Source organism: Vibrio sp. 10N.247.311.51 (genome assembly GCF_041467855.1).
Taxonomy (GTDB): domain Bacteria; phylum Pseudomonadota; class Gammaproteobacteria; order Enterobacterales; family Vibrionaceae; genus Vibrio; species Vibrio coralliirubri.
In genome coordinates this window covers 1-11,036 of record NZ_JBFSVK010000055.1, presented here as the reverse complement: position 1 = coordinate 11,036, position 11,036 = coordinate 1, and the positions used below count along the sequence as shown (strand labels likewise).

Genomic DNA, 11,036 nt, shown 5'->3' with positions numbered 1-11,036 from the left:
TGATATTCATCAACGAGTGCCCACACAGATTGATAGGTTTAAATTGTTAAAGAGCGCTAGCGTTTTGTGATTCACATCTCAGTCGCTAGGGGTGCGTACTATACCTGCACCACTTTGAGAGTCAAGGGTTATTTTCAAACTCTTTTTCTCTACCGATTTCGCTGTGTGACTTTCGTCTCACTCCGTGTCGGTGAGGCGGCATTATAGAGAGATTGAGATGGAGCACAAGGGCTTTTTGAAATAAAAGTTTTGTTCGCCTAAAAAGCCACCAGATCCGCATTTTTCGAATAAAAACTAAACATTTGAGACGTATCACAGCAATACATTGGAAAAATGGAAGCCATGAACGTAAGATTCATGTGTCTATTTTGTTAATGGTAGATGCGTCTATTTCGTTTATTAATATGTAGTATTCCGATATGAACTCAAAAAAATCGATGTTGTTAATTGTCGCACTGGCTGTATTAGGCGGCATTGTTTTCTCTCAGGTAGATATATCGCCTGCAATTACCTTTATCCTTGGTGTCTTGGCTTCCGCTTTTGTTGTTAACTTTTCAAGCACCGACTCAAAATCAGATTCAGAACCTAAGGCTTCAACCAAAACACTTTATGTGGGTAACCTTCCATACAAAGCGAACGAATCACATGTACGTGAATTATTCTCAGAGCATGGTGAAGTATTTGCAGTACGTTTAATGAAAGACAAACGTACTGGTAAAAGAAGAGGCTTTGGATTTGTTGTTATGGCAAGTAATGATGTGAATCATGCAATCTCTGCACTTAACGATAAAGATTACATGCAACGCACTTTAAAAGTACGTGTTGCAAATGATCCTAAACATCCTGAAGCGGACGAATCTGAACTGAGCTAAACCCTAACTGCTTTAACATACTATTTAGTGCACTTTCTTTTTTAGGAAGTGCACTACAAAAAACCTCACGCACTCCCTCTTCTTTATTGATGCTTTCCAAACCCAACAAATCTTGAACCCGTTTAGCTATCGCTTTACCAGAATCTATCAGCACTACACTTTCACCTAGTACTTGTTGAATCTCTGATTTGATCAGTGGGAAATGCGTACACCCTAATACGGCTACATCAATTGTGTTGATCATCGGTTGAAGGATTTGCTGTAACTCTTCAAGGCTAATCTCCTCACCTCTGAGTTTATTTTCGGCCATATCTACCAGCCGAGTAGAACCCAACAGCTCTACTCTTTTATTACTCGAGAAATTTTTGATGAGCTCGTGTGTGTATTCACGAGTAATCGTCGCGGGAGTCGCAATAAGGCCAACCGCTTTATTTGCCAGTAACGAGGCAGGTTTGATTGCTGGGACAACACCGACAATAGGGATAAGGTTATTAGCGCGAAGTGTAGGCAGGACTATCGTACTGGCCGTATTACAAGCTATCACCACGATATCAATAGCATGACTAGCCACAAAACTGGCCACGATATTTTGGACTCGCTGAATGAGGACTTGCTGATCGAGCTCACCATATGGGTAAGCCTCGTTATCGAATACATAGATATAGTTGTGATTGGGTAGTAACTGGCTTATCTCTTTATATACAGAGAGACCGCCAACACCAGAATCAAAGACCAATATGTTTTTTTGTATGCTTTCCGACACAACCATTACCTGTAAGAAGTTCCGCAGCAATGATACCCCTTCACTTAGTTTTCGCCAATCATCACTCTATATAATGCAAGCTCTATAGCGTTGATGCACAAAGCGCTCACCCTGCTCTGCATTTTCTAGCTCTATCTTAAGCTTTCCTTTAAAGCATGGCGCTGACGTGACTAAGGTATGAAACTCACCATCTTCACCACATGGGTCGACGTGACTTGGCAAACTGTCAATTAGCTCAGGCGTGTATTCTTTCCCGCAATAGATCATGTCTAATGCATCGCTATCGACTGTGACGAGAAAGGTTTCGATTCCTCTGTCTATGATTTCTTGAGCCAGTGCTTGGCTACTCTCTCCCATTAAAGGAAATACACATTCCCAACCCGCAGGTTCTATATAACTTCTTCGGTAATCAGCAATACCATTGCAAAACATATCGCCGAATGCCACGGCATCAATAGATAAACCCGATCCTTTAAGCGCCGTAACAATCGTACTTTGATAGATCTCGTTACTTGGGAAAACTTCCGGCAGCTCAATCGTTATTAGAGGCAAGCCGATCAATGTTGCCTGCATTCTGACAACCTCAATTGGAGTGACTTGGAAAGGAACCTCATCTCCAACATAGGTAGTATAGAGAGCAACAACTTCATACTCAGTGCTTTCAAGTAGACGTTCTAGGGTTAATGTCGAGTCTTTGCCTGATGACCAACTTATGACGACTTTCTTTTTCATTGATATACCCAATAAGAAAAAACCGCCCGAAGGCGGTTTAGGTGATAATTAGAATTGGTAAGCTACGTTCAAGTAGTAAGCTCGCTCTGCGGCTGGATATCCTAAAGCCGTTTCGTAATCTTCATCAAGTAAGTTATCAACACGAGCACTGATCGTCGTGTTCTCATTAGCGTAATAGCTAACAGCAGTGTCTACCAATGAATAAGATGGGAGAGTGACATCACTATATGGCCATGTACCGTAATCAACATCAGGGCGCTTACCTACATATTGATAGCTTATAGACCAGTCGACAACGTCAAATGCCACCAATGCATTCCACTTATACAGTTCTTTTGCTCGGCGTTGCAGCTGCTTACCATCATCACCTTCTGCATCTTTATAATCAGCACTCAACTGGTGTTGAACAATGCCCGTGTCAAACTCGGCAGTCAGCTCTACACCCTGAATATGCGTCTCACCATCAACGTTAATGTATTTATATGTTGTTGGGTGGTAATCGATTAGATTGGTGATTTTGTAATCGTATCCAGTTAATGTCCAATATACGTCTTTCACTAGACCATAAAAGCCCACCTCAATCGCGTCAGACTCCTCTGGTTTAAGATCTTGAGTTCCGTATAACGGATCATACTGTTGGTAAAGGTTTGGAGCTTTAAAAGCTGTACCATATGAAGCTTTCATTCCAAATTCTGGAATAAATTGATAACCAACGCCAACGTTATATGTCGTTTCTGTACCAAATTCTTCATTGTCATCGACTCTTGCACTTGCTTCGAAAGTTGCAGAATCAACAGTGACCGAAGATAGGCCGAATACAGCCAAGTTAGAACGGTCGAATGTTTTATTCGCATTCTTATCTACATATGACTCATCACGCCAATCAACGCCACCAGCTAACACAACATTCTTGTTTAATTTATAGCTATTAATCCACTGAACATTGCTTTGTTCTAATTCATCTTGAGTTCCAGAGGTTTTGCTTTCACCAAATTGATAGTTCCAAGAATCTTGGCTTTGTACTGTAGCTTGCATCTCAGAGCGTAATTGACTGCCTTGATAAGTACCACCAATAGACACTGATAAGTCGTCTTTTTCAGACTCCATGTAACTACGTGTACTATATGTATTGTCATACTGATAAATATTCTCATAGGCACGAACATTACCAAATACACTGAATTGTTCATTCAACTTATGGGTATAACCAATCAAACCATTCAACGTTTCGAAGCCATGGCGGTCGCCGTCATTTAAGCCAGGTACGGGCTTAACGTTGTAGCCTTCATCGCTTTCATGACTAATAGCAAGGTTTAGCTGACCATTTTCAGAAGTCGCAACACCGGATGCTAGACTAAGTTCTTGATAATCTAAGCTACCCAAACCAGCACTCAATGTTGTTGACTCATCCGTCGCACGAGCAATCGTAATAATGTTGATCACACCACCAATTGCTTCAGAACCGTATAAAGAAGCCCGAGCTCCTCGCACATACTCGATCCTCTGAACATAACTCAATGGGATCTGGTTGAAGTCTACTGCACCTTTTGCTGCACGAGCAAAACGAACACCATCAACTAAAACGAGGACTTGATCGGAACTTGTTCCACGAACAAATATAGAAGCGAGCTGTCCTCTACCACCATTTTGAGTAATCTGGATCCCTGTTAATCTTCTCAGCACATCTGGGATTGTTTTAGCTTGTGTTCTTTGAAAATCTTGGCGAGTAACAACTTCAACATCAGTTAATGTCGCCGTGGCAGACTGCTCAAAACGGTTAGCCGTCACCACCATGGTTTCGTCGGCAGATGCTTCTTGGGCGTGTAAATTGGAGATAGGTGAAAGCAGCGATGCTACAGCAACCGCTAAAAGGGATTTGTTCATGTTGTGATCCTAAATCGCGTAAAGTCCTACCAAACCACATCTTATGGTTTGGCCGCTGGCAGGTATTCGGACTCAAGAGCACAACCCTTATGGTTACCTAATATTCGACTTCCCACAAAAAGCTATTTGCAGTGTCTTATGAATACTCGTTCTCTTTTACCGCTGCGCGTCAGTTCTGGATTTACACCAGATTCCCTCTTCAGCCATCTATACATCTAAATGGCACCAGCTTGCCGAAGATAGTATTGACCTCTGAATCATTTGTCTAGTCTAAGATTGTTATAAGCTATAGTTTTCATGGTCGATTTACATTGAATGGCTCTCAACACTGGACAAGCGCCTGTGATTGAATAAAATCTGCGCTCTTGATTTAAAAGCACGACAGCAAAAGGCATAACAATGGCGAATTTAGATGTAAACCCGCAACGCTACCAAGAACAACTGGCAGAAAAGACAGAGCGTCTTACAGAAATGTTCTCAGAATATGATGTGCCTGAACTGGAAGTGTATGAATCTCCAGAACAACACTACCGCATGCGTGCTGAGTTCCGCGTGTGGCATGAAGGTGACGATATGTATTACGTCATGTTCAATCAAGAGACTAAAGAAAAATACCGCGTAGACCAGTTCCCTGCAGCTAGCCGTCTTATCAATGACCTAATGCCTCTATTAACAGATGCAATGAAGGACAACCACTCTCTGCGCCACAAGCTATTCCAAGTAGATTTCCTTTCTACATTAAGCGGCGAGATTTTGGTGTCACTGCTTTACCACCGTCAATTAGGTGAACAGTGGATTCAAGATGCTAAAGCACTGAAGCAGCAATTGAACGATGAAGGTTTTAACCTAAACCTGATTGGTCGTGCGCGTAAGATGAAAATCGTACTGGACCGCGACTACGTCATTGAAAAGCTAGACGTGAATGGTGATAGCTACATCTACCAGCAAGTAGAGAACAGCTTTACTCAACCAAACGGCAAAGTAGCAGAGAAAATGTTGGAATGGGCTGTCGACTGTACTCAAGACAGCAAAGGCGACTTGCTTGAGCTTTACTGTGGTAACGGTAACTTCTCATTAGCACTGGCACAAAACTTTGAGCGTGTACTGGCAACAGAACTGGCGAAGCCGTCAGTAGAATCTGCGCAATACAACATCGCGGCGAACAACATTGAAAATGTTCAGATCATCCGCATGTCTGCAGAAGATTTTACCGTAGCAATGGAAGGCAAGCGTGAGTTCCGTCGTCTACAGCAAGCGGGCATCGATCTTAAGAGCTACAACTGCAACACTATCTTTGTTGATCCACCGCGTTCAGGTATGGATGTTGACACTTGTAAGATGGTTCAAGGCTACGAGCGCATCATGTACATCTCTTGTAACCCTGAAACATTGAAAGAGAACCTAGAGATTCTAAGCGAAACGCACGATATCACTCGCTTTGCTCTATTTGACCAGTTCCCTTACACGCACCACATGGAAGCGGGTGTACTATTAGAACTTAAAAAACAAATAGTTACATAAATCCAACCACCTGAATATCAACTATGGGTACGGCTTGGGGTACGGCACTAGCTATGATGGTGCAATTTAGTATCCCAACCAAAAACCATTAATACTAATGATTTTCATTATCAATTGATCGTATTTACTTCTAATCTAATATATTTCAAACACATATCACTTCTATGTATCCACCAGTATAGGAGTTCATTATGCCCACCTCGATTATTCAATTAATTTCAATTGTACGCTTTCATCCGACACCAGATGCCCAAGCAACTCATACAATCTACTCACCTTAAAGCCTAGCGTGTAGAGCTTCGTCTCTTGCTATCAAACTGATCTGCTCCAGTCAGACTGGACACTTAACTAAGCGACATTTTGCTTTTCAAAGTTCATTGGGCTTAGGTACCCAAGAGCACTGTGCCTTCTCGTTCGATTATAATCAACCTCGATGTACTCGAAGATCGTTTGACGCATCTGCTCTCTCGTCATGATCGGTTCGTATTGGATTGCTTCAACTTTCATAGAATGGAAGAAGCTCTCAACACAAGCATTATCCCAGCAATTTCCTTTCCTACTCATACTTTGCCTTAGATTATAAGTGCTTATTAGGTCTCGATAGTCTTTCGAACAGTACTGACTACCTCGATCGCTATGAGTAATAACCTGCTCAGGGAAACCTCGGCGAAATAAAGCCATTGATAAGGCATCACAGACCAGTGAGGCCGTCATTCTCGTATCCATAGACCAACCAATAACTTGTCTTGAATAGAGGTCAATAATGACAGCTAAGTACAGCCAGCCTTCGCTTGTGGCAACATAGGTGATGTCTCCTGCCCATTTTTGATTCGGAGCTGTTGCGTTAAAATCTTGAGCGAGCAAGTTTGGAGCAACGGGCATTTTATGCTTACTGTCCGTTGTACACTTAAACTTGCGTGCTGCTTTCGCTACTAAATCCTGACGTTTCATACTGGCAGCAATGGTCTTAACATTATGGTTGTCACCGCTCTCAGCCAATTCCTTTTGAATACGTCTTGAGCCATCTCGTTCTTTGCTAACGTCAAAGGCTTCTTTGACCTTGGTATCAAGCTTTTGGCGAGCTGCCTCGCGTTGAATCGCCTTGTGACGATTCTCAACCCAATAATAAAACCCACTTCGAGAAACTCTGAACACCTTAGCCATGCGTGTAACACTAAAACTCAGCAGGTGTTCGAGCATAAATTCATAGCAATTTACTTTAGATTTTTCGCGAAGTAGGTGGCGGCCTTTTTTACGATTTCTAGCTCTTCTGCTTGCTCTGCCAACTGCCTCTTTAGCTTAGCGACTTCGACGGCCAATTCTTGTTCTCGTTGGCTAATATTAGAATTCTTCTTTGTGGCTTTTCGCCAACCGTAGATCTGAGATTCATGTAACGAGAGCTGTCTTGCGGCTGCAGCGACTCCCACTTTATCTGCCAGCTTCAGGGTTTCTGCTTTAAATTCAGGAGAATGGATAATACGCTTCTTCTTACTTGTCACGGTTCACCTCATTAGTGATTGTACTCACTTAACTCAGTGTCCAAAACTGCTGGTGCGGATCAGCGGCTATCTTGTCATGGTCTAAATCAACTATGCTTCACATCTAAAGAAAAAGCACACTAGCATCGACTGGTTATTTATCTAGCTTAAAATAGCTTAGTTCTGAGTTGAGTTCTTTCGTCACTTCAACAACGCTTTGGTTTGCTTGAGCTGATTGATCAATGCCTTCAATATTTTGTTGAACCAGTACGTTCATATTTTCAAGCTGTGTCGATATATCTGTCGTAACGGCACTTTGCTCTTCTGATGCCGTCGCAACAATGGCATTCACTTCTGAAATACTTAAAACCTTTTCTGATATCGAATGAAAAGATTGAGCAAGCTCATCAGTGGTAGACTTTGTTAAGCGCATCAGTTCAACGTTTTTCACCATAGATTCATCCGCTTGCTTAGATTGGTCTTGTAACTGCGCAATGATTTCTTGAATATCGATAGTCGACTGCTGCGTTTTCCCTGCCAAGGCTCTTACTTCATCAGCAACAACAGCAAATCCTCTTCCTTGTTCACCGGCTCTAGCCGCTTCAATCGCGGCATTAAGCGCTAACAAGTTAGTTTGCTCAGAGATATTCTTGATCACCTCAACAACACTGCTGATACGCTCCGAGTGTTCTCTAAGTAAATTCACGACCGTTTGAGTTTCTGATATTGATTCAGAAATTTCTTCTGTCGTGTCAGTTGAGTTTTTCAATGTTCCATGGCTTAGCTGAATAATGTCATTCGCTTCCATCGCTGATTGCTCAGCTCTTTGCGCGTTGTCTGCAACGTCTCTTGCTGTTGAAGATAACTCAGTCGCGGCCGTAGCGATTTGCTCTACCGATGATAATTCATTCAAAGAGTTGCTCTGGGATCTCTCTATCAGAGCTAAAGACTCTTCTTGCTTTTGGTTAATTGAATTCATGCTTACACCTGCCTGTGACAGGATATCATTCAATTTTGCAGACAGTTGAGACAAAGAATCTGAAATAGTGTCGAGCTCATTTCCACCCTCTTTCAGCTTAACGTCCGATAAACGTCCATTCTCAAGGGCTTTAATCCAATTTACGATCAATGGTAAATTTCTCAATTCTCTTTTCACTAGGAAATAAGATGAACCAGAAGCAACGATAGAAGAGAAAAGAACCAACCACCATGAGAAAGAAGAGTTGGACTCTAAAACTGAATTAGAATGGGCTAATTCTTCCTTAGCGATGTCCAATTGCAATGAGATCAATTCACCAAGAACACCTCCTATATCATCGACAAGGAGATAAAGCTGCGTGATCACCTCAGAATCATCAATGATCATATTTCTATGTTTATCAAGAATTAATGGTACTTCTCGCTCTACCTTATCTATTTTAAGTTGAAGCTCTTTTGCCAACCCCTCTTCTTCTCTTGTTAGCTGCGTTGCCAGATAATGAGGGAATAGCTCATGAGCCTCTTTCATCGCAACAGAAACACCAGAATAAAAAGCCGCCTGCTCTATCATTCCCACATGGTATTTATTCGCCGCATCAATCACGCTTACCGCATACAAATCCGAAATACTTTTCAAATCAGATAACGGAATGACTCGGTCCTCGTACACAGAGTGAAAACTCTCCATAACCTCATTTGAGGTAGCTTCGCTTTTTAAGTTGCTTACAACTAAAAAGATAGAAAAGAGCAGTGGAACTAGAAGAAGCTTTGTTGATATTGATTTCATATAATCCTCAAAAATAATGTATGGAAATTTACTAATAATGATAGGCTTTGTTGCGTAATTCAGTTTAGAGACAGAGCAGCCCCATTTCGCGTATTTCTTAGTCAATACGACAAGTTTCAGGCATACCTAATCCAGTAAGCTTGTTCCACGCTTTTATCATCGCGTAAGTTTCACCCACCTGTGCATTATAATTTATTAAGCTCAATCGTCCTCCTAGTAACTGTTTAACTCGATACATCGCCGTTTCTGAGAGTGAACGTTTGTGGTATCCATACCGCTCTTTCCAATACTTATTTGAGCCGTATAACTTCTGACAACCCACGGCAATATTTCGAGGGTGACCACGCTCCCAGAAGGCTGCTCCTTCTCTTGGGGGAATAAGCGCAATGGCCCCCTTAATCTTAATAGCAGCGTGACACGCTCTCGTGTCGTAAGCGCCATCACCAGACACCTCAAGGATACTTCGGCGTGTTTGTTTCAGTAAGTTCGGGAGTACTTCTCCATCTGTAACCGTCGATAAACTTAGCTCGGCGGCAATGATCTCATGAGTGTTGGTATCGACGGCAATATGAAGCTTTCGCCAGACTCTACGCTTGCCATCCGTCCCGTGTTTTTTGACTTTCCATTCACCTTCGCCATAAACCTTAAGGCCAGTTGCATCAATGGCTAAGTGCTGTATCGTTACTCTAGTTTTTGTTTTAAATGAAACCTCAACTTGCTTGGCTCTACGACTGATGCAGGTGTAATGCGGACAACTTAACGGCACATGGGCTAACCTAAATATCGAGTCGATAAATCCTTGCAGCGCTCTCAGTGGCATAGAAAAAACTCGTTTCACCATGAGTGCTGTCGTAATAGCTAAATCACTGAACCGACGTGGCCTCCCGCGCTTATTCTGTTTGCTTTGCGCCCACCCACTTATTGCTTCTTCATCAATCCAGAAGGTCAAAGAACCACGGTTAATGAGTGATTGGTTGTATTGCTTCCAGTTGGTTGTTTTGTAACGTGGTTTAGGCATAGGGCTACGAGATAGAGTGAACGTAGCTGATCAGATCGTAGGTTCTTGATTTAGTTCCATTGAATTACGCAACAAAGCCCGCCAGATGAAGAAACAACACCAGATGAACCTGAAGGTAATTATCTAATTGACCTCGGTTATTTTTTAACGACTGAATTTCCAAACGTAGATGTTGACGATACTGTTAGATTTCGAACCTTTAACAAACATGGTTCAGAGACTACTGATGTTCGCTTAGATATATCATTGGCAAATCAACAGAACTGGCCAGCAGTATTAGCTGCAAAGTTTAATGACCAGAAAGAAGGGAAATGGTTTGTTGGTATCTGGCATGAATCAATGGACCACTATATGTTTGATACAAAGAACGTATTTGCAAACAAAGTTTTTGCTAAATCTGCTAACCCTACTTATCAACTATCGTTAATTAAAGGCTCAGAGCTAGTACCACCTGTTGTCGATCCAGAGCCGCCGGTAATTAGTCCTTCTAATTGGGATCAAAATAAAGTTTATAACGATGGTGATATTGTAGAGCATGGTGATAAGACTTGGTTAGCTAAATGGTGGACGAGAAATGATGAACCAGGAACTACTGGTGAATGGGGAGTTTGGCGTGTTATTGAAAATGAAACAACACCTCCTACTATTCCCGATACCCCAACGGAACCTGAAATACCATCTATGAAATGGCAAGAATCTAAAATCTATAACAATGGAGATTCTGTTATTTTTGATGGGGAAATTTGGACCGCATATTGGTGGACAAAAGGCGAAGAACCTGGGACTTCTGGAGAATGGGGTGTTTGGAGAAAATAGAATATTACAATTAGTTTTAAATAAATTCATATTGATGGTCGATTTCGACAGAGTTTAATGTTTATTTTAAGCTAAACACTTAACGATATGATTGAGCCACCTGTATCCAAGGTGGCTTTAACATGGCGTTGTTGATCAAATCAGCTTGAAGATCAACGACACCATATGTAGCTAGCCGTTAGCTTCT

At 41.9% G+C, this 11,036-nt stretch carries 8 protein-coding genes, 3 pseudogenes and 1 riboswitch; of the genes and pseudogenes, 5 read left to right on the top strand and 6 right to left on the bottom strand.

Features of this window, described 5'->3' with window-relative positions:
* The first annotated feature begins 419 nt into the window (after window positions 1–419).
* Complete coding sequence (locus tag AB6E85_RS25515) at window positions 420–872, top strand: RNA-binding protein (RefSeq protein WP_017061054.1); 453 nt, start codon at window positions 420–422, stop codon at window positions 870–872.
* Here AB6E85_RS25515 and murI read toward each other — a convergent pair.
* From murI to btuB, 3 genes are read right to left on the bottom strand one after another with little or no spacing between them, the layout of a single operon-like run.
* Window positions 835–1,641, bottom strand: coding sequence for a glutamate racemase (murI, locus tag AB6E85_RS25510; protein WP_372144753.1), 807 nt, complete (start codon window positions 1,639–1,641; stop codon window positions 835–837). The two genes, AB6E85_RS25515 and murI, sit on opposite strands and share 38 nt — an antisense overlap.
* A 60-nt stretch (window positions 1,642–1,701) precedes the next feature.
* A complete protein-coding gene (locus AB6E85_RS25505; RefSeq protein ID WP_372144751.1) occupies window positions 1,702–2,367 on the bottom strand; it encodes an ATPase in 666 nt (221 codons plus the stop codon).
* Window positions 2,368–2,415: 48 nt separating this feature from the next.
* Entirely contained in the window at window positions 2,416–4,251 is a 1,836-nt protein-coding gene (btuB, locus tag AB6E85_RS25500; RefSeq protein WP_372144749.1) for a TonB-dependent vitamin B12 receptor, read from the bottom strand.
* Window positions 4,252–4,290: 39 nt separating this feature from the next.
* A riboswitch (cobalamin riboswitch) is annotated at window positions 4,291–4,496 on the bottom strand.
* Between the two features lie 154 nt (window positions 4,497–4,650).
* On the opposite strand from btuB, the gene trmA reads away from it, so the two are divergent.
* A complete protein-coding gene (trmA, locus tag AB6E85_RS25495) occupies window positions 4,651–5,772 on the top strand; it encodes a tRNA (uridine(54)-C5)-methyltransferase TrmA (RefSeq protein ID WP_372144747.1) in 1,122 nt (373 codons plus the stop codon).
* A 348-nt stretch (window positions 5,773–6,120) separates the two neighbouring features.
* Here the strand turns inward: trmA and AB6E85_RS25490 are convergent.
* The 3 genes from AB6E85_RS25490 to AB6E85_RS25480 form a co-directional block, all read right to left on the bottom strand.
* A protein-coding gene (locus AB6E85_RS25490) for an IS3 family transposase (RefSeq protein ID WP_141709979.1) occupies window positions 6,121–7,271 on the bottom strand; the annotation gives its coding sequence in 2 pieces (ribosomal slippage) (window positions 6,121–7,028 and window positions 7,028–7,271; 1,152 coding nt in all).
* A gap of 133 nt (window positions 7,272–7,404) precedes the next feature.
* Window positions 7,405–9,015, bottom strand: coding sequence for a methyl-accepting chemotaxis protein (locus AB6E85_RS25485; protein WP_372144745.1), 1,611 nt, complete (start codon window positions 9,013–9,015; stop codon window positions 7,405–7,407).
* A gap of 97 nt (window positions 9,016–9,112) precedes the next feature.
* On the bottom strand, window positions 9,113–10,033 hold the full coding sequence (locus AB6E85_RS25480) for an IS5 family transposase (RefSeq protein ID WP_372144743.1): 921 nt from the start codon (window positions 10,031–10,033) through the stop codon (window positions 9,113–9,115).
* Between the two features lie 63 nt (window positions 10,034–10,096).
* Here AB6E85_RS25480 and AB6E85_RS25475 point away from each other — a divergent pair.
* The 3 pseudogenes from AB6E85_RS25475 to AB6E85_RS25465 form a co-directional block, all read left to right on the top strand.
* Window positions 10,097–10,468: pseudogene (locus AB6E85_RS25475) on the top strand (Spindolin); the annotation flags it as partial.
* A pseudogene (locus AB6E85_RS25470) lies at window positions 10,460–10,633 on the top strand (carbohydrate-binding protein); the annotation flags it as partial. The pseudogenes AB6E85_RS25475 and AB6E85_RS25470, both read left to right, overlap by 9 nt.
* 27 nt (window positions 10,634–10,660) lie before the next feature.
* Window positions 10,661–10,849: pseudogene (locus tag AB6E85_RS25465) on the top strand (carbohydrate-binding protein); the annotation flags it as partial.
* Between the last annotated feature and the right edge of the window lie 187 nt (window positions 10,850–11,036).

Excerpts from the sequence above, each read along its gene's own strand:
- AB6E85_RS25515 (WP_017061054.1), top strand. The coding sequence starts at position 420 with ATGAACTCAAAAAAATCGATGTTGTTAATTGTCGCACTGGCTGTATTA.
- murI (WP_372144753.1), bottom strand. The coding sequence starts at position 1,641 with ATGGTTGTGTCGGAAAGCATACAAAAAAACATATTGGTCTTTGATTCT.
- AB6E85_RS25505 (WP_372144751.1), bottom strand. The coding sequence starts at position 2,367 with ATGAAAAAGAAAGTCGTCATAAGTTGGTCATCAGGCAAAGACTCGACA.
- btuB (WP_372144749.1), bottom strand. The coding sequence starts at position 4,251 with ATGAACAAATCCCTTTTAGCGGTTGCTGTAGCATCGCTGCTTTCACCT.
- trmA (WP_372144747.1), top strand. The coding sequence starts at position 4,651 with ATGGCGAATTTAGATGTAAACCCGCAACGCTACCAAGAACAACTGGCA.
- AB6E85_RS25485 (WP_372144745.1), bottom strand. The coding sequence starts at position 9,015 with ATGAAATCAATATCAACAAAGCTTCTTCTAGTTCCACTGCTCTTTTCT.
- AB6E85_RS25480 (WP_372144743.1), bottom strand. The coding sequence starts at position 10,033 with ATGCCTAAACCACGTTACAAAACAACCAACTGGAAGCAATACAACCAA.